The following is a 17,579-nucleotide window of genomic DNA, read 5'->3' on the forward strand; positions in this document are numbered from 1 at the left end:
GCTATAGCATCGCCCCATGCAACCCTCCAAAGACATCTCCCGCCTGATCGAGATCATGGCTGCCCTGCGCGAGCCGGAAACCGGCTGTCCCTGGGACATCGAGCAGAATTTCGCGACCATTGCGCCCTATACGATCGAGGAAGCCTACGAGGTCGCCGACGCGATCTCGCGCAACGACATCGACCATCTGAAGGAAGAGCTGGGCGACCTGTTGCTGCAAGTCGTCTACCACGCCCAGATGGCCGAAGAGGCCGGCGAGTTCGCCTTCGGCGACGTGGTCGATGCCATCACCACCAAGATGATCCGCAGGCATCCGCACGTCTTTGGCGACGCCAAGGCGCGCGAGGCGCGTTCGGCCAAGGGCATGTGGGAAAAGATCAAGGCGGAAGAAAAGGCGGAACGGCGTGCCGCGCGCATCGCCCGCGGGCTCGACCCCGAGGATCACGGCCACGGCTTTCTCGACGGCGTGCCCGTCGCCCTGCCCGCACTGACGCGTGCGCTGAAGCTGCAGGAAAAAGCGGCCCGCGTCGGCTTCGACTGGGGCGAGGCAGCACCGATCCTCGACAAGATCGAAGAAGAGATCGGCGAATTGCGCGAGGCGATGGCCCAGGGCGACCAGGCCGCGGTCAAGGACGAGTTCGGCGACATGCTGTTTGCGCTGGTCAATCTCGGCCGCCACCTGCAGCTCGATTCCGAGGCGGCGCTTGCCGGCACCAACGACAAGTTCCGCAAGCGTTTCCACTATGTCGAAAAATCACTCAACGATGCCGGCCACAGCCTGGAGGCTGCAACGCTCGACGAGATGGAAGCGCTGTGGCAGCAGGCCAAGACGGCGAAGTAGCTAGTTCCTATACCGGGCTCAGCTCGGCACCGGCCCCCTCTCCGGTTCGCTGCGCGAACCACCTCTCCCCTGCTTCGCGGGGGCGAGGAACCCAACATGGCAAGCCTAGCGCTTGTTCCTGAGGATTTTGGCCGCGATCTCGTCGCGGGCCGAAGCTGTCGCCTTGAGCGTCATCGACACGCTGCCGTCGTCATTGTCGGTGCGCGAAACGACGTCGCCATTGCGGTAGAGCCAGTCGATCTGGCCGAGCTGGCTCGGCTCCAGCGTGACGTCAATGGATTCGAGCTCGCCCGAAACCCGCTGCTCGATCAGGCCAGTAAGCGCAGGGAGGCCCTCGCCCGTGATTGCTGAAATGGCGATCGGCGGCGTCTTGCGGCCGTCAACACTGTCGGAAAGCAGCCGCTCGCGATTGCCCTCGTCGAGCTGGTCGATCTTGTTCCAGACCTCGACGACACGGTCGGTATCGGCCGCATCGACGCCGAGGTCGGACAGGATGCGCTCGACATCGTCGGCCTGGGCCGCGGTATCGGGGTCGGAAATGTCACGCAGGTGGATGACGAGGTCGGCTTCGACCACCTCTTCCAGCGTCGCCCGGAAGGCCGCGATCAGGTGCGTCGGCAGGTCGGAGATGAAACCGACGGTGTCGGACAGGATGATCGGCGTGCCATGCGGCAGCCGCACCCGGCGCAGCGTCGGATCGAGCGTCGCAAACAGCATGTTCTCGGCCAACACGGCAGCACCGGTCAGCCGGTTGAACAGCGTCGACTTGCCGGCGTTGGTGTAGCCGACGATGGCGACCACCGGGAACGGCACCTTGCGGCGCTTGGCACGGTGCAGGTCGCGCGTGCGGACCACCGTCTCAAGCTCCTTCTTGAGCTTAATGATCTTTTCCTGCAGCGCGCGCCGGTCGGATTCGATCTGGGTTTCGCCGGGACCGCCGAGGAAGCCCGCACCGCCGCGCTGGCGCTCGAGGTGGGTCCAGCTGCGAACCAGCCGGCCCTTCTGGTAGTTGAGATGGGCAAGCTCGACCTGCAGCGTGCCTTCCTTGGTGCGTGCGCGCCGGCCGAAGATTTCGAGGATGAGCCCGGTGCGGTCGAGCACCTTGGCGTTCATCTCTTTTTCGAGGTTGCGCTGCTGCACCGGCGTCAGCGGGTGGTCGACGATGACCAGCTCAGCGCCGCGCTCCTTCACGATCTCGGCGAACTCCTCGACCTTGCCGGTGCCCAGGAGGGTCGCCGGGCGCGGGTCGTTGAGGGTGACGATCGCGGTGTGCACGGGTTCGAGATCGATGGCCCGGGTCAGCCCGACGGCCTCGTCGTGGCGGGCCTCGGCCGAACGCTGCAATCGCGGGCGCGCGCTGTCGTCGTCACCCTTGGGCTGGCGCGTCAGCACCGGCACGATGACGATCGCGCGCGTCGGAGCTTTGTCGCCCCCTATCGATTCGGGTCCATTGCTGGCACCGGCCTTGGCGCCGGCGTTCCTGTCGCGTGCCAATCAGCCGCCCTGGCTTTCCTCGCCATCGAACATCTGAACCGGCTGGCTCGGCATGATCGTGGAGATGGCATGCTTGTAGACGAGCTGGGAATGCCCGTCACGGCGCAACAAAACACAGAAATTGTCGAAGGAAGTAACGACCCCGGTCAATTTCACGCCGTTAATGAGGAAAATGGTGAGTGGGTTTTTGCTCTTGCGAACTGAATTCAGGAAAAGGTCCTGAAGATTCTGCGATCGTTCCGCCATTGTTTTTTTCTTTCGCCGATCCCTGTCTGCTGCCAATGCGCCAAATTACCGGGCTCATGTCAAGCGAGCAAACACCCCTTGCCACATCGCGCGGCAAGCTGAACGAGATGAATTTAACCATTTACGCCCAAGCGGTTATCAGGCTTGGATTTTTTCCGCAACGTCAAAAAAGGCTTCGCGCAGGGAAAGCGCCACCGAGCCGGGGTGTCCATTGGCCACGGGTTGGCCGTCGATCGCAACAATCGGCATGATCACTGTGGTTGCAGCCGTGATGAACGCTTCGCGCGCTGCCTTGGCTTCCGCGACGGTAAAGCCACGTTCCTCGACCGTCAGCCCGAGCTTCTCGGCGACCTTGAACAGCGTGGCGCGGGTGATGCCGCGCAGGATGCCATGATCGGCCGGGCGCGTGACCAGGACACCGTCCCTGGTGACGATCCAGGCGTTGGTGGCCGCCCCTTCCTTGACCGTGCCGTCCGGATCGACGAACCACGCTTCCTGGGCGCCGGCTTCCTTGGCCTGCTGGCGCGCCAGCACGTTGGGCAGCAGGCCGACCGACTTGATGTCGACGCGCTCCCAGCGGTTTTCCGGAACGGTGATGACCTTGAGCCCTGCCCCGGCCTTCTTGGCCGCGGCCACCGGGTCGGTGCGCTTGGCGGTCACCACCAGCGCGGGACGCGTGCCGTTGGCGGGAAATACGTGATCGCGCGGCGCCACCCCACGCGTCACCTGGAGGTAGACCATGCCGTTGTGGACGCGGTTGCGGCGGATGACCTCGCGCATGACGTGCACGAGCACGGCGCGATTGACCGGCCAGTCGATCCTGAGTTCCGACAACGAGCGGTCGAGCCGGTCGAGATGACCGACGCTGTCGACGATGAAGCCGCGCGCCACCTCGCAAACCTCGTAGACACCATCGGCGAACTGATAGCCGCGATCCTCGATATGCACGGAGGCGTCCGAATGGGCGACGTAACGCCCGTTGACGTAAGCGATGCGCGGCATGGTTTTGGTGACCCTCGGAGTTTTACGGAGTTCTAGTCGATCTGCGCCGGGCGGCAATGTTCAAACGGCTGGTCCAGGTCAGAAGAATTCGAGGCTGACCCGGAACATCTGCTCGACCTGCTTGACCGCCTTGTCGAGCGCGAAGATGACGACGCGGTCCTTGGGCTTGATCAGCACCGAACCGCTGGGCTTGACGATCTTGCCGTCGCGATAGATCGCGCCGATGCGCATGCCATCGGGCAATTCGAGGTCGCGAAGCAGCGTGCCGACCAGCGGCGACGTTTCCAGCGCCTCGGCCTCGATGATTTCGGCGGCGCCACGCTGGATCGAATGCACCTGGCGTATCCGTCCGCGCCGGACATGCTGGAGAACGCGCGAGATGGTCACCGCACTCGGATTGACATGCGCGTCGATGCCGAGCGGCTTGGTGAGATCGTGATAGGCCGGATTGTTGATGAGGGCGAGGTTGCCCTTGCAGCCCAGGCGCTTGGCCATCACGGAGGACAGGATGTTGACCTGATCGTTGTTGGTCAGCGCCACCATCAGGTCGGCATCCTGGATGTCGGCTTCCATCAGCAGTTTCTGGTCGAGCGCGCTGCCGTTGAGCACCACGGTCCGGCGCAGTTCGTCGGCGACCTTGACCGCCCTGTCGCGGTTCGCCTCGATGATCTTGATCTTGGTCCGGCTCTGGCGCTTCTCGATGGTGCGGGCGACATAGAGGCCGATGTTGCCGCCGCCGGCGATGACGATGCGCGTCGCTTCCTGCTCTTCATGCCCGAACAGGCCGAGTGTCCGGCGCACCTGTTCCTTGGTCGTCACGACATAGGCGAGATCGCCCGCCACCAGCTGATCGGCCGAATGCGGGATGAACAGGCGGTTGTTGCGGCTGACGCCGACCACCGTCGAGGGCAGATCGGGGAACAGTTCGCTGAGCTGGGCCAGCGGCGTGTTGATGACCGGGCAATCCTCCAGGCACTCGATCGCCACCATGATGATGTGGTTGTCGGCGAAGCGCACCACGTCGGTTGCGCCAGGCAGCGTGATGCGCCGCAGCACCATCTCGCCGACCTCTAGCTCGGGCGAAATGATCACGTCGATCGGCAGGTGCTCGCGCGAAAACAGGTCCTGGTAATGCGGCTGGAGATAGGCCTGCGAACGGATGCGCGCGACCTTCATCGGCACGTTGAACAGCGCGTGCGCCACCTCGCAGGCAACGATGTTGACCTCGTCGAACAAGGTCACCGCGATGATCATGTCGGCGTTCTGCGCGCCGGCGGCCTCAAGCACTTCGGGATGTGAGCCGTGGCCGACAAAACCGCGCACGTCGAGCTGGTCGCGCACGGCATGGATCAGCTCGGGAGCCGTATCGATGATCGAGACGTCGTTCTTTTCCGCCGCCAATCGTTCGGCAATGCCGTAGCCGACCTGTCCGGCCCCGCAGATGATTACGCGCATGCGGGATCTCTATCCTGACTGCCAGCCACAGCTTACACGCCCAGCGACTTGAGCTTGCGGTGCAACGCCGACCGCTCCATGCCGATGAACTCCGCCGTCTTGGAAATGTTGCCGCCGAAGCGGTTGATCTGGGCGATGAGATATTCCTTCTCGAACATCTCGCGCGCCTCGCGCAGCGGCAGCGCCATGATGTGCTGGTCGGACTGGTTGGGCGCGCGCGGCATGACGTCGCCGATCTCGGACGGCAGCAGGTCGGCGGTGATCGGCGCCTCGGGATTGTCGCTGCGGGCAAGGATCAGCAGGCGCTCCACGTTGTTGCGCAGCTGGCGCACATTGCCGGGCCAATTGTGGGCCTGGAGAACGGCCAGTGCGTCATCGCCGATGCGGCGCGGCTTGATGCCGGCCTGCTTGGCCATCTGCTTCATGAAATTGTCGACGAGGTAGGGAATGTCCTCTCGCCGTTCGGCAAGCCCCGGCACCATGACCGGCACCACCGCCAGGCGATGGTAGAGATCCTCGCGGAAGCGGCCCTCGGCGATCATCGCCTCGAGGTTCTGCGCCGTCGACGAGATGATGCGGACGTCGACCTTGACCCGCTTGGTGCCGCCGACGCGCTCGAACTGCTGGTCGACCAGCACGCGCAGGATCTTGTTCTGGGTCTCGCGCGGCATGTCGGCGATTTCGTCGAGGTAGAGGATACCCTGGTGGGCTTCCTCCAGCGCGCCGACCTTGCGCTCGCCGCCGTTCGATTCGGTGCCGAACAGCTCGATCTCCATGCGCTCGGGCGTGATGGTGGCGGCGTTCAGCGTCACGAACGGGCCGCTCTTGCGCGCGGAAAGCGCGTGGATGGCCCGCGCCGCCATTTCCTTGCCCGAGCCGGACGGACCGATGATCATGATGCGGCTGTTGGTCGGCGCGACCCGGTCGATGGTCTGTCGCAACTGGCTCATCGCCGACGACATGCCGATCAGGTCGTGGGTCTCGCCGCTGCGCATCTTGAGGTCGGAGACCTCGCGCCTGAGCTTCGACGTTTCGAGCGCACGCTCGGCGATCAGGATCAGCCGGTCGGCCTTGAACGGCTTTTCGATGAAATCATAGGCGCCGCGACGGATCGCCGAAACCGCGGTTTCAATGTTGCCGTGGCCCGAGATCATCACCACGGGCAGGTTGGGATGCAGGGTCTTGATCTCGTCGAGCAGCGCCAGCCCGTCGAGCCGCGACCCCTGGAGCCAGATATCGAGGAAAACCAGGCGCGGCGCACGATCCGCGATCGCGGCAAGCGCACTGTCGGCGTCGAACGCCGTGCGGGTTTCGTGACCTTCGTCGCTCAGGATGCCCGCGACCAGTTCACGGATGTCTTCCTCATCGTCAACGATAAGAATATCAGACGCCATTTCCGACCTTCTCGATTTCTTGGACCTGCACTGCGTCGGCGGCACCCTTGGGTGTTGCCGCCTCTTCGGCTGCCGCAGGCAGGACCATGCTGATCATCGCGCCGCGCCCGCCATGGAAATCGGCTGGAGCGTCGTGAAGTTCCAATCTTCCGCCGTGGTCCTCGACAATCTTCTTGACGATAGCGAGGCCGAGGCCGGTGCCCTTCTCGCGCGTCGTCATATAGGGCTCGAGCAGCCGCTGGCGATGTTCGCGCGGCAGGCCCTTGCCATTGTCGATCACGTCGATGCGGATCGAATTGCCGTCGCGCCGCGCCCGGATCTTGATGACCCCGGACTCGCCGGTCTGGCGTTCCGCCGCCTCGATGGCCTCGGCGGCATTCTTGATGACATTGCCGAACGCCTGGGCCATCAGGCGGCTGTCGAAGGTTCCCTTGAGCGGCCCCGGCGTGATGTCGCGCTCGAAGGCGATGTCGGCCCGGCTGACCTCGACCAGGAACGACGCCTCGCGCAGCGGTTCGCGAATGTCGATTACCTTCATCTCGGGCTTCGGCATGCGCGCGAAAGCAGAGAACTCGTCGACCATGCGGCCGATGTCGCCAACCTGGCGGATGATCGTTTCGGTGCACTGGTCGAAGACCTCGCGATCCTCGGTGATCACCTTGCCGTAGCGGCGGCGGATGCGTTCGGCCGAGAGCTGGATCGGTGTCAGCGGGTTCTTGATTTCGTGGGCGATGCGCCGCGCGACGTCGGCCCAGGCCGAGGTGCGCTGGGCGGTGACGAGATCGGTGATGTCGTCGATGGTCACGACATAGGACGTGTCGTCGGCGTCCATAGCTTCCTTGTCGCCTTCCTCCACCGTCACCTGGACGTTGAAGGTGCGCTCGGCGCCGGCACGGTAGAACGTCACCTGCTCGCGATAGACGTCCCGTCCCGACTTGCGCCCGATCTCGAAGACGCGGCCGACATGCGGCAGCAGGATCGACAGGTTCTGTCCGAGCGAATCCGCGGCGGAGATCGCCAGCATCTCTTCCGCCGACGGGTTGACGATGGTGATGCTGCCATAGGGATCGACGCCGATGACACCGGCGGTGACGCCGGCAAGCACCGCCTCGGAAAAGCGGCGGCGTTCGTCGATGACGTCCTTGGCGGTCAGGAGTTCGTTGCGCTGCGACTTGAGCTCGAGCAGCATGTTGTTGAACGTGCCGCTTAAGGCGCCGACATCGCCGTCCGACAGCCTTACCGGCACCGACACGTCGAGATTGCCGGTGGCGACCTCGTCGGCAGCGCCGATGAGCTGGCGGATCGGCCGCACCAGCCGGTCGGCGACCGCAATGCCGGTCCAGATCGCCGACAGCACGACGATCAGCGTCAGGCCGAGATAGAGCAGCGCAAAGGCGATCTGCGTGGTGCGCCGGCTGGCGCCGAGATCGCGGTACTCCTCGGTGTTCGCGGTGACGATCTGGCGCGCCTTGATGACCTCGGGGTCGACCAGGCGGATCGTGTAGAGATAGAGCCCTTCGATCTCGCGCAGCTTGATGATGGCGCCGACGATGTTGCGCGTCTTCGGCTCGATCAGGACGGGCTTGCCGTCCGCCGCCGATTCGACCGCGACCGGCGGCGGCTCGGGCATGGCGAAATCGGCACCGGTCTTGGCGCTCATGACGAACGAGCCGTCGGGTCGAATCAGCGCGGCATGGGCGAGCGCGCGCAACTGCGCCTGCCGGCCCATGAATTCGAGGAAGCCGCTGCGGTCGAGGCCGTAGAGGGAGCGCGCATTGTCGAGGTCGTTGGCCATCGACAAGGTCGTGCTTTGCAGGTTGCGCGCATTCTCCTGGACATAGGCCTCGGCGATCGACAGCGACGAATTGACGATGGTCTTGGTCCTGATCTCGAACCAGCGGTCGAGGCCGATGTCCAGCGTGATCGACGCAACGATGGCGACCAGCAGCGCCGGCAGCGCCGCCACCAGCGCAAACATGGTGACGATGCGCACATGGAGGCGCGAGGCCGCCTTGCCGCGCTTGCGCGCCATGGCGATGCGCTGGATCTCGATGACGATCAGGCCGACGAGGATCAGGATGAAAACGGCGTTGATGCCGATCAGGGTCAGCGTCGTCGTCGAATCCGGGGTAATCGGCGTGACGCCGACCAGGATGGCGAAGGAGACCGCGGCCGTGACCAGGGCAGCGACAATCGCCACCACGCCAGGAAGCGCAAGAAGGCGCCTGCCGTCCTGTGTCCTCTTTGCGGGTTGGTCCGCCACTCCTGCTGATGTTGCCCGGTTCGCCATGCTGCCGTCTAGAAGCCTTTCAATGCGTCGCATCTATGCAACGCATTGTGGCGATTATGCAACATTTTCGCCGCGAGCGAAAATGTTTCGGCAGGCTTTCGACAGATAAGCGTTTCGACTTCCCCTGCTCAGCCAGGCCGCGCCGACTTGTAGACGTTGACGCCGAGTTCGCGGATCTTCTTGCGCAGCGTGTTGCGGTTCAGGCCCAGCAATTCGGCGGCCTTGATCTGGTTTCCGCGCGTTGCCGTCATCGACGCCAGGACCAGCGGATATTCGACCTCCGCCAGAATGCGCTGGTAAAGGCCGGGCGGCGGCAGGTCGTCGGCGAACATGGCGAAATAGCGCTGCAGGAAATGCTCGACCGCCTGCCCGACCGACAGGTCGTCGGGGATCAGATTGCCGCCCGGGACCGCCTCCTGCTCGCCGGTCTTCAGTTCCGATTCGATGATCTCGGCCGAGATCTCGTCCTGCGGATAGAGCGCGGCCAGCCGGCGCACCAGGTTTTCCAGCTCGCGCACATTGCCCGGCCAGGGGTAGCGCTTCATCAGCTCGACACCGCCGGCGGAGATACGCTTGGCCTGCAGTCCCTCGCTCACGCCTTGCTTGAAGAAGTGCCGCACAAGGTCTGGAATATCCTCGGATCTTTCGCGCAGCGCCGGCAGCCGCAGCGGCACCACATTGAGACGGTAGAACAGGTCCTCGCGGAACAGGCCCTGGTTGATCAGCGCCCGGAGATCCTTGTTGGTGGCGGCGACGATGCGCACGTCGGTCTTGATCGGCGTGCGCCCGCCGACGGTGGTGTATTCGCCCTGCTGGAGCACGCGCAGCAGCCGTGTCTGCGCCTCCATCGGCATGTCGCCGATCTCGTCCAGGAACAGAGTGCCGCCCTCGGCCTGCTCGAAGCGGCCGGTCGAGCGGTTCTGCGCGCCGGTGAAGGCGCCTTTCTCGTGCCCGAACAGCTCGGATTCGATCAGGTCGCGGGGAATCGCGGCCATGTTGATGGCGACGAACGGCCCGTTGCGGCGCCGGCCATATTCATGGAGAGCACGCGCCACCAGCTCCTTGCCGGTGCCCGATTCGCCCGAGATCATCACCGTCAGGTCGGTCTGCATCATGCGCGCCAGCATGCGGTAGATGTCCTGCATCGCCGCGGAGCGGCCGACCAGCGGCATCGCGTCGGGTTGCTCGTCATGGCGCTGGTCGATCTTCGGCCGGCGCGGTTCGGCAAGCGCGCGATTGACGATGCTGAGCAGTTCGGTCAGGTCGAACGGCTTGGGCAGGTATTCATAGGCGCCGGTCTCGGAGGCGCGGATCGCCGTCATGAAGGTGTTCTGGGCGCTCATGACGATGACAGGTAACTCGGGCCGCGCCTTCTTGATGCGCGGCAGCATGTCGAAGGCGTTTTCGTCGGGCATGACGACGTCGGTGATGACCAGATCGCCCTCGCCGGCGGCCACCCAACGCCACAGCGTCGCGGCATTAGAGGTGACGCGAACCTCATGCCCCATACGCGACAGCGCCTGGTTGAGTACGGTGCGGATGGCCGCATCGTCGTCGGCGACCAGAATGTTTCCGCGCACGCTCATCGATGGTCTCCTTCGCTGACGTCGGTCGAATGCCCGGGCAGTTCCTTCCAGGCAGGCATCAGGATGCGAAAGGTGGTGCCCCGCGGCGTCGAATCGCACTCGATCACTCCGCCATGGTCGCCGACGATCTTGGCGACCAGTGCCAGGCCAAGCCCGGAGCCGTTGGGCTTGGTGGTTATGAACGGGTCGAACAGGATCGGCAGGATGTCCTCGGACACCCCCGGACCATTGTCGTGGACGCAGAATTCGAGCGGCAGCGAGACCCGGTCCTGGGTGCCGGGGATCGACATGCGGATGCCGGGCCGGAAGGCGGTCGACAGCGTGATTTCGCCGCCCGGCTGGTGACCGATAGCCTCGGCGGCGTTCTTGACCAGGTTGAGGAAGATCTGGACCAGCTGGTCGCGGTTGGCATAGACCGGAGGCAATGATGGATCATAATCCTCCAGGATCTTGATACCATTGGCAAAACCGTTCTTGGCGATCGCCTTCACATGGTCGAGAACGACATGGATGTTGACCGGATAGCGGTCGATGGGACGCTCGTCCGAGAACACCTCCATGCGGTCGACGAGCTTGACGATGCGGTCGGTTTCGTCGGTGATCAGCCGCGTCAGCGCACGGTCCTCGTCGGACGCCGACAGTTCCAGCAACTGGGCCGCCCCCCTGATTCCGGAGAGCGGGTTCTTGATCTCGTGAGCCAGCATCGCGGCGAGCCCGGTAACCGAACGCGCGGCACCGCGATGGGTCATCTGGCGGTCGATCTTGTCGGCCATCGAGCGTTCCTGGAACATCACGACGACTGAGCCCGGAAGTTCCGACACCGGGGCAACGTAGAGGTCGACCATCTTCTCGACGCCAAGCCGCGGCGACGAAACGTCGACGCGGTATTCGTTGACCGGCGTCAGGCGTTCGCGCACCTGCTCGACCAGCGTCAGGATCGGGCTGCCGAAAGGCACGAAGCGCGAAAGATCGCTGCGCGCCAGCACGGTGGCGCTGGAGCGGAAGAAGTCCTCGGCGTCGGCATTGGCGAAGGTGATGAAGTTGTCGGGGCCGATCATGATGACCGGGCGCCGGATCGTGTCGAGGACGATCTGCGCGGCATCCGCCGGATCTGCTGCCGGAGCCGGGTTGAACTTCATGCCGCGTTCCTTTCCGGAAAAATCTCGCCAAACGACACCAGCGCTTCGCGCAGCGACGCCACCACCTGGGCAGGATCGAATGAGGTGAGGACGCCACGGCGCAAATCGTCAGGCACGCCGGATGCGTGGCGGTCGAGATACCAGCCGAGATGCTTGCGCGCCTGGCGCAGGCCGCTCTCGGTGCCGTAGAGCGCCAGCATGTCCTCGTAGTGGGCCACGGCATAGTCGGCCATTTCGGCCGGGCTTTGCGGAACGCCCGCGGCCTTCGTACCGCCCGCTGCGGCCGCGATCATGCCCGCCGTCCACGGCGCGCCATAATGCGAGCGCCCCGCCATCACGGCGTCGGCACCGGATTGCTCCAGAATCCCGGCGGCGTCCTCCGGCGTTTCGACGTCGCCATTGGCGACCACCGGGATGCTCACCGCCTCCTTGACGCGGGCGATCGCCCGCCAGTCGGCCTTGCCTTTGTAGAACTGGCAGCGCGTGCGGCCGTGAACGGTGACCATCGAAACACCGGCCTGTTCGGCGCGGCGCGCCAACTCCGGCGCGTTGAGCACGTCGTCGTCCCAGCCAAGCCGCATCTTCAGCGTCACCGGCACGTCGATGGTTTCGACCACCGCATCGATCAGCGTCAGGGCAAAGTCGAGGTCTCGCATCAGCGCCGAGCCGGCATAGCCGCCGGTCACCTTCTTGGCCGGGCAGCCCATATTGATATCGATTACATCGGCACCCTCGCCAACGGCGATACGGGCGGCCTCAGCCATATGCGCGGCCTCGCGGCCGGCAAGCTGGACCATGTGCACGGGCAAGCCCGAATGGCGGATGCGGAAACCGCTGGAACCGCGGCCCTTGGCAAGTTCGCCACTGGCGACCATCTCGGACACCACGAGACCGGCACCATGGGCATGGGCGCGCGTGCGAAAAGCCTCGTCGGTGACGCCCGACATCGGGGCGAGAAACACCCGATTGCGGATCGTGACGCCACCGATGCAAAGCGGCTCGCCGAGTTTTGAAAGCTTATCCATGCACAAAAACAAAGCACCATTCGCCTTTGCACAATGAGTAGCCATGATCAGCTCATTGTGCAACTGCGAAATGACAGCCGAATGCGGCGCTTTCTGGATTCTACTGGCCTTCCGCAGACCTCGCGGCTAAGCCTCTGCACATGAATGCAGAAGTCTCCTCCCGCCATTTGAGTTCGAAGGTCGCGGTCGTCATCGTGGCGGCCGGGCGCGGCGAACGCGCCGGCCAGGCCGACGGCCCCAAGCAGTATCGCAGCATCGGCGGCAAGGCCGTCATCTGGCACACGCTGAAAGCGTTTCTCGACCATCCGCGCATCGGCGCGGTGGCCGTCGCCATCCATGCCGACGACGCCGGATTGTTCACGGCCGCCGCCGGCGAATTCGCCGCGCGCGTCACCACCGTTGTCGGCGGTGCCACGCGCCAGGATTCGACGCGCCTTGCCCTTCTCGCCTTGCAAGATGCCAAGCCAGGCGCAGTGCTCATCCATGACGGCGTCCGGCCCTTCATCGGCTCTGAGGTGATCGACCGCACGATCGAGGGCATCGACGCCGGGCACGGCTCGCTGCCATCGCTGCCGGTCTCCGACACGCTGAAGAAGGAGGCATCCGACCGCACCGTGGCGGAAACCGTGCCGCGCGCCGGCCTGCATTCGGCACAGACGCCGCAGGGTTTCCCGTTCGAGCCGATCCTGGCCGCCCACCAGCGTGCGTACGAGGCCGGGCGCAGCGACTTCACCGACGATTCGGCGATCGCCGAATGGGCCGGCATCCCCGTGCGGCTGGTGCTTGGCTCGCCCGACAACATCAAACTTACCTGGGCAAAGGACATCGCCATGGCCGACCAGCGCCTCTCCGGCCAGACACCGAGCTTTCCCGACGTGCGCACCGGCAACGGCTACGACGTGCATTCCTTCGAAGCCGGCGACCATGTCTGGCTGTGCGGCATCAAGATTCCGCATAGCAAAAAGCTGAACGGCCATTCCGACGCCGATGTCGGCCTGCACGCGCTGACCGACGCGCTGCTGGCCACCTGTGGCGCCGGCGACATCGGCACCCACTTCCCGCCCTCGGACCCGCAGTGGAAGGGCGCCGCTTCGCGCCAGTTCGTCGAGCACGCCGCAAAGATCGTGCGCGCCCGCGGCGGGCGTATCGCCAATGCCGACATCACCCTGATCTGCGAGGCGCCGCGCGTCGGTCCGCACAGGGAGGCAATGACGGCGGAACTGGCCGACATGCTGCGCATCGCGCCGGAGCGCGTGTCGATCAAGGCCACCACCAACGAGAAGCTCGGTTTCGTCGGCCGCGAGGAAGGCATCGCTGCGATCGCGACCGCAAGCGTGGTCTATCCCGGGGAACTGCCGGAATGAGCGACATCGGCGCCCTCGCCTCGGCCTTGCTGGAAGCCTGCGAGGCGCATGGCACGATGATGGCCACCGCCGAAAGCTGCACCGGCGGCATGATCATCGCGGCGCTGACCGACATCGCCGGTTCCTCGGCGGTCGTCGACCGTGGCTTCATCACCTATTCCAACGACGCCAAGATGGAGATGCTCGGCGTCTCCGAAGCGACGCTCAGGGCGCATGGCGCGGTCTCGCGCGAAACAGCACTCGAAATGGCGGCTGGCGCCCTTGCCCATTCGCGTGGAGGCCTGGCGCTGGCGGTGACCGGCGTTGCCGGTCCCGGCGGCGGTTCGGCCGAAAAGCCGGTCGGGCTGGTCTGGTTCGGCGTTGCCAGGACGGGCGCACCGGCAGAAGCAGAATTCCGCCTGTTCGAAGACAAGGGCCGTGACTTCATCCGCCGCGAGACGGTCAGGACGGCGCTGGGATTGGGCCTGCGCGCCGTGGATCAGACCGGATTCGCCGGTCCGTAGATCACGTCGGCGCGCTTTTCGAAGGCTTCGGCGAACATGCGGAAGGCGCGGTCGAACATCGTGCCCATCAGCGCGCCCAGGATGCGGCTCTTGAATTCGTAGTCGATGAAGAACTCGACGTCCGAGCCGCCGCCTGCCGCCGCCACGAATTTCCACTCGTTGGTGAGGTAGCGGAACGGGCCATCGAGATACTTGACGTCGATGGTGTTGGCCTCGGGCGTCAGCAGCACCTGGGTGGTGAAGGTCTCGCGGATGGCCTTGTAGCCAACGGTCATGTCAGCGACGAGGATTTCACGGCCGTCGCGCTCGCGGCGCGAGCGCACGTTCAGCGCTTCGCACAGCGGCAGGAATTCCGGATATTTTTCCACGTCGGCCACGAGCGCGTACATTTCTTCCGGCGAGTGGCTGACCCGGCGCGTGGTTTCGAACTTCGGCATGTTGGCCCGGGCGCGTCAGGCCGACTTGGCGAGACGCGCTTCGCGGGCAGCACGCAGCTTGGCGAAATCGTCGCCGGCATGGTGCGACGAGCGCGTCAGCGGGCTGGACGCGACAAGCAGGAAGCCTTTCGACTTGCCGACGGTGGCGTAGGACTCGAATTCGTCCGGCGTCACGAACTTCTTGACCGGATGATGCTTCTTCGTCGGCTGCAGGTACTGGCCGATGGTCATGAAGTCGACATTGGCGGTACGCAGGTCGTCCATCAGCTGCAGCACCTCGTGGCGCTCCTCGCCGAGGCCGACCATGATGCCGGACTTGGTGAAGATTGACGGATCGATCTCCTTGACCCGCTGCAGCAGGCGGATCGAGTGGAAGTAACGGGCACCGGGACGCACCGTCAGGTAATTCGACGGCACCGTCTCGAGATTGTGGTTGAAGACATCCGGCTTGGCGGCGACGACGATCTCCAATGCGCCTTCCTTGCGCAGGAAGTCCGGCGTCAGGATCTCGATGGTCGTCTGCGGCGTCAGCCTGCGGATGGCATGGATCACGTCGGCGAAATGCTGCGCGCCGCCGTCGGCCAGATCGTCACGGTCGACCGAGGTGATGACGACGTGGGTCAGGCCCATCTGGGCAACAGCCTTGGCGACGCTTTCGGGCTCTTTGGCGTCGACGGCGGTCGGGATGCCCGTCGCGACATTGCAGAAGGCGCAGGCGCGGGTGCAGATCTCGCCCAGGATCATGAAGGTGGCGTGCTTCTTTTCCCAGCACTCGCCGATGTTGGGGCAGCCGGCTTCTTCGCAGACGGTCACCAGCTTGTGCGACTTCACGATCTCGCGCGTTTCCTGGTAGCCGCGCGAAACCGGCGCCTTGACGCGGATCCAGTCCGGCTTGCGCAGGACCTCCTGGTCGGGCCGGTGGGCCTTTTCGGGGTGCCGCGCGCGCGGACGGTCTTTGAGATCGAGAACGGTGACCATCAGTTCTTCCTATCGTGGCCGCGCCGATTGCGAACGGCCGAAAATCCAGAGCAAGATCAGGGCGCCGGCGATGGCGACGATGAGATTGCCCATGAACCCGTAATAATTGATGCCGAGCAACCCCACCAGAGTGCCGCCGACAAAGGAGCCGGCGATGCCGACGAGAATGTTCGTCAGAAAGCCGTGGTCGCGGTTCATCGTCCGCTCGGCGACGTAGCCGGCAAGAAAACCGATGAGCAGCATGCCGAAAAATCCGACACCGGGCATGCCGAGAATTCCGTAGCTCTGCTCCATCGCTCCTCTCCCGCCAACCGTTGGCCTTCAGTGCATATAGTGGCAATCGGCGCGCTGCGAAAGGCGCGCCGATGCACGGGCGTCATGCGTTGAGCGCGCGCCCATAGGCGTCGAGCACACTTTCCTTCATCGTTTCCGAGATCGTCGGATGCGGGAAGATGGTGTGCATCAGCTCTTCCTCGGTGGTTTCCAGGTTCATCGCGACGACAAAACCCTGGATCAGCTCGGTGACTTCAGCGCCGACGAGATGCGCGCCGAGCAGCTGGCCGGTCTTCTTGTCGAAGATGGTCTTGACCATGCCCTGGTCCTCGCCCAGCGCGATCGCCTTGCCGTTGGCGACGAAGGGGAAGCGGCCGATGCGGATGTCCTTGCCCTCGGCCTTGGCCCTGGCTTCGGTCAGGCCGACGGAGGCGACCTGCGGGTTGCAGTAGGTGCAGCCAGGGATCTTGAGCTTGTCCATCGGATGAACGTTGGGCAGGCCGGCGATCTTTTCGACGCAGATGACCGCCTCGTGCTCGGCCTTGTGCGCCAGCATCGGGGGACCTGCGACGTCGCCGATGGCGTAGACGCCCGGCACGTTGGTCTTGCCATAGCCGTCGATGACGATGCAGCCGCGGTCGGTCTTCACGCCCAGCGCTTCGAGGCCGATGTTTTCGATGTTGCCCTGGACGCCGACGGCCGAGATCATGCGGTCGGCGGTGATCTTCTCGACCTTGCCGTCCTTCATCTCGACATGGGCGGTGATCGAGTTGGCGCCCTTCTCGACCTTGGTCACCTTGGCTTCGAGATGGATCTTCATGCCCTGCTTGTCGAACTGCTTCTTGGCGAAGGCAGAGATTTCGGCATCCTCGACCGGCATGACGGCGGGCATCACCTCGACGACAGTGACGTCGACGCCCATCGTGCGGTAGAACGAGGCGAACTCGATGCCGATGGCGCCCGAGCCCATGACCAGCAGCGACTTCGGCATCTCCGGCGGCACCATCGCCTCGAAATAGGTCCAGATCAGCTTGCCATCCGGCTCGATGCCGGGCAGCGCGCGCGGACGGGCGCCGGTGGCGACGATGATGTGCTTGGCTGAGTAGGTGCCCTCGCCCAGCGTGTTCTTGGGCAGCGGCGCCTGCGGCTCCATCGGCTTCTTCGACGACTTGGAGACGACGATCTGGCCGGGCTTCGTAAGCTTGGCCTCGCCCCAGATGACGTCGACCTTGTTCTTCTTCATCAGGAAGCCGACGCCGCCATTCATGCGCTGGGCAATGCCGCGCGACCGGTCGACGATGGCCTTGAGATCGGGCGAGATCGAGCCTTCGAGCTTCAGGCCGTAGTTCTTGGCGTGCTCGGCCAGATGCATGACCTCGGCCGAACGCAGCAGCGCCTTGGTCGGGATGCAGCCCCAGTTCGAGCAGATGCCGGCAAGGTGCTCGCGCTCGACGACAGCGGTCTTGAGACCGAGCTGGGCAGCGCGGATCGCCGCGATATAGCCGCCGGGACCGGAGCCTATGATGATGACGTCGTAATTGTCAGCCATGAG

General features: G+C 64.6%; 16 protein-coding genes. 3 read left to right on the forward strand and 13 right to left on the reverse strand.

What is annotated here, in order from left to right; genetic code table 11:
- The first annotated feature begins 16 nt into the window (after positions 1 to 16).
- The gene (gene mazG / locus GGR00_RS01295; RefSeq protein WP_184697323.1) at positions 17 to 841 is read left to right on the forward strand and encodes a nucleoside triphosphate pyrophosphohydrolase; all 825 of its coding nucleotides are present in this window, start codon (positions 17 to 19) and stop codon (positions 839 to 841) included.
- Positions 842 to 946: 105 nt separating this feature from the next.
- Here mazG and hflX read toward each other — a convergent pair whose 3' ends face one another.
- The 9 genes from hflX to dusB all read right to left on the reverse strand — a co-directional run bounded on the left by hflX (position 947) and on the right by dusB (position 12,472).
- On the reverse strand, positions 947 to 2,278 hold the full coding sequence (gene hflX / locus GGR00_RS01300; RefSeq protein WP_343065512.1) for a GTPase HflX: 1,332 nt from the start codon (positions 2,276 to 2,278) through the stop codon (positions 947 to 949).
- 57 nt (positions 2,279 to 2,335) lie between these two features.
- A complete protein-coding gene (gene hfq / locus GGR00_RS01305) occupies positions 2,336 to 2,581 on the reverse strand; it encodes an RNA chaperone Hfq (RefSeq protein WP_018428055.1) in 246 nt (81 codons plus the stop codon).
- Positions 2,582 to 2,719: 138 nt separating this feature from the next.
- A complete protein-coding gene (locus GGR00_RS01310) occupies positions 2,720 to 3,583 on the reverse strand; it encodes a D-amino-acid transaminase (RefSeq protein WP_055976890.1) in 864 nt (287 codons plus the stop codon).
- 78 nt (positions 3,584 to 3,661) lie between these two features.
- Positions 3,662 to 5,038, reverse strand: coding sequence for a Trk system potassium transporter TrkA (trkA, locus tag GGR00_RS01315; RefSeq protein ID WP_055976892.1), 1,377 nt, complete (start codon positions 5,036 to 5,038; stop codon positions 3,662 to 3,664).
- 32 nt (positions 5,039 to 5,070) lie between these two features.
- Positions 5,071 to 6,432, reverse strand: a complete 1,362-nt coding sequence (ntrX, locus tag GGR00_RS01320; protein ID WP_055976894.1) for a nitrogen assimilation response regulator NtrX — start codon at positions 6,430 to 6,432, stop codon at positions 5,071 to 5,073.
- Complete coding sequence (locus tag GGR00_RS01325) at positions 6,422 to 8,722, reverse strand: sensor histidine kinase NtrY-like (protein ID WP_246441252.1); 2,301 nt, start codon at positions 8,720 to 8,722, stop codon at positions 6,422 to 6,424. Before GGR00_RS01325 ends, ntrX begins: the two co-directional genes overlap by 11 nt.
- 128 nt (positions 8,723 to 8,850) lie before the next feature.
- Entirely contained in the window at positions 8,851 to 10,308 is a 1,458-nt protein-coding gene (ntrC, locus tag GGR00_RS01330; RefSeq protein ID WP_055976921.1) for a nitrogen regulation protein NR(I), read from the reverse strand.
- Entirely contained in the window at positions 10,305 to 11,447 is a 1,143-nt protein-coding gene (locus tag GGR00_RS01335; RefSeq protein ID WP_184697332.1) for a two-component system sensor histidine kinase NtrB, read from the reverse strand. The genes ntrC and GGR00_RS01335 overlap by 4 nt, the downstream gene beginning before the upstream one ends.
- Positions 11,444 to 12,472, reverse strand: a complete 1,029-nt coding sequence (dusB, locus tag GGR00_RS01340; protein WP_184697335.1) for a tRNA dihydrouridine synthase DusB — start codon at positions 12,470 to 12,472, stop codon at positions 11,444 to 11,446. Before dusB ends, GGR00_RS01335 begins: the two co-directional genes overlap by 4 nt.
- 140 nt (positions 12,473 to 12,612) lie before the next feature.
- On the opposite strand from dusB, the gene GGR00_RS01345 reads away from it, so the two are divergent.
- Together GGR00_RS01345 and GGR00_RS01350 are read left to right on the forward strand one after the other, a co-directional pair.
- On the forward strand, positions 12,613 to 13,836 hold the full coding sequence (locus tag GGR00_RS01345; RefSeq protein ID WP_184697338.1) for a bifunctional 2-C-methyl-D-erythritol 4-phosphate cytidylyltransferase/2-C-methyl-D-erythritol 2,4-cyclodiphosphate synthase: 1,224 nt from the start codon (positions 12,613 to 12,615) through the stop codon (positions 13,834 to 13,836).
- Positions 13,833 to 14,339, forward strand: a complete 507-nt coding sequence (locus GGR00_RS01350; protein ID WP_184697341.1) for a CinA family protein — start codon at positions 13,833 to 13,835, stop codon at positions 14,337 to 14,339. The genes GGR00_RS01345 and GGR00_RS01350 overlap by 4 nt, the downstream gene beginning before the upstream one ends.
- Here the strand turns inward: GGR00_RS01350 and GGR00_RS01355 are convergent.
- The 4 genes from GGR00_RS01355 to lpdA all read right to left on the reverse strand — a co-directional run bounded on the left by GGR00_RS01355 (position 14,315) and on the right by lpdA (position 17,576).
- Positions 14,315 to 14,776: a type II toxin-antitoxin system RatA family toxin gene (locus GGR00_RS01355; RefSeq protein ID WP_055976938.1), complete on the reverse strand. Its 462-nt coding sequence runs from the start codon at positions 14,774 to 14,776 to the stop codon at positions 14,315 to 14,317. The genes GGR00_RS01350 and GGR00_RS01355 overlap by 25 nt on opposite strands.
- A gap of 15 nt (positions 14,777 to 14,791) precedes the next feature.
- Positions 14,792 to 15,754, reverse strand: coding sequence for a lipoyl synthase (lipA, locus tag GGR00_RS01360; RefSeq protein ID WP_184697344.1), 963 nt, complete (start codon positions 15,752 to 15,754; stop codon positions 14,792 to 14,794).
- A 9-nt stretch (positions 15,755 to 15,763) separates the two neighbouring features.
- The gene (locus GGR00_RS01365) at positions 15,764 to 16,048 is read right to left on the reverse strand and encodes a GlsB/YeaQ/YmgE family stress response membrane protein (protein WP_184697346.1); all 285 of its coding nucleotides are present in this window, start codon (positions 16,046 to 16,048) and stop codon (positions 15,764 to 15,766) included.
- A gap of 82 nt (positions 16,049 to 16,130) precedes the next feature.
- A complete protein-coding gene (gene lpdA / locus GGR00_RS01370; RefSeq protein WP_184697349.1) occupies positions 16,131 to 17,576 on the reverse strand; it encodes a dihydrolipoyl dehydrogenase in 1,446 nt (481 codons plus the stop codon).
- Positions 17,577 to 17,579 lie beyond the last annotated feature (3 nt).

Source organism: Aminobacter aganoensis (genome assembly GCF_014206975.1).
GTDB lineage: Bacteria > Pseudomonadota > Alphaproteobacteria > Rhizobiales > Rhizobiaceae > Aminobacter > Aminobacter aganoensis.

Excerpts from the sequence above, each read along its gene's own strand:
- trkA (WP_055976892.1), bottom strand. The coding sequence starts at position 5,038 with ATGCGCGTAATCATCTGCGGGGCCGGACAGGTCGGCTACGGCATTGCC.
- lipA (WP_184697344.1), bottom strand. The coding sequence starts at position 15,754 with ATGGTCACCGTTCTCGATCTCAAAGACCGTCCGCGCGCGCGGCACCCC.
- hfq (WP_018428055.1), bottom strand. The coding sequence starts at position 2,581 with ATGGCGGAACGATCGCAGAATCTTCAGGACCTTTTCCTGAATTCAGTT.
- lpdA (WP_184697349.1), bottom strand. The coding sequence starts at position 17,576 with ATGGCTGACAATTACGACGTCATCATCATAGGCTCCGGTCCCGGCGGC.
- GGR00_RS01310 (WP_055976890.1), bottom strand. The coding sequence starts at position 3,583 with ATGCCGCGCATCGCTTACGTCAACGGGCGTTACGTCGCCCATTCGGAC.
- GGR00_RS01355 (WP_055976938.1), bottom strand. The coding sequence starts at position 14,776 with ATGCCGAAGTTCGAAACCACGCGCCGGGTCAGCCACTCGCCGGAAGAA.
- dusB (WP_184697335.1), bottom strand. The coding sequence starts at position 12,472 with ATGGATAAGCTTTCAAAACTCGGCGAGCCGCTTTGCATCGGTGGCGTC.
- GGR00_RS01365 (WP_184697346.1), bottom strand. The coding sequence starts at position 16,048 with ATGGAGCAGAGCTACGGAATTCTCGGCATGCCCGGTGTCGGATTTTTC.
- mazG (WP_184697323.1), top strand. The coding sequence starts at position 17 with ATGCAACCCTCCAAAGACATCTCCCGCCTGATCGAGATCATGGCTGCC.
- GGR00_RS01325 (WP_246441252.1), bottom strand. The coding sequence starts at position 8,722 with ATGGCGAACCGGGCAACATCAGCAGGAGTGGCGGACCAACCCGCAAAG.
- ntrX (WP_055976894.1), bottom strand. The coding sequence starts at position 6,432 with ATGGCGTCTGATATTCTTATCGTTGACGATGAGGAAGACATCCGTGAA.
- GGR00_RS01335 (WP_184697332.1), bottom strand. The coding sequence starts at position 11,447 with ATGAAGTTCAACCCGGCTCCGGCAGCAGATCCGGCGGATGCCGCGCAG.
- GGR00_RS01350 (WP_184697341.1), top strand. The coding sequence starts at position 13,833 with ATGAGCGACATCGGCGCCCTCGCCTCGGCCTTGCTGGAAGCCTGCGAG.
- ntrC (WP_055976921.1), bottom strand. The coding sequence starts at position 10,308 with ATGAGCGTGCGCGGAAACATTCTGGTCGCCGACGACGATGCGGCCATC.
- GGR00_RS01345 (WP_184697338.1), top strand. The coding sequence starts at position 12,613 with ATGAATGCAGAAGTCTCCTCCCGCCATTTGAGTTCGAAGGTCGCGGTC.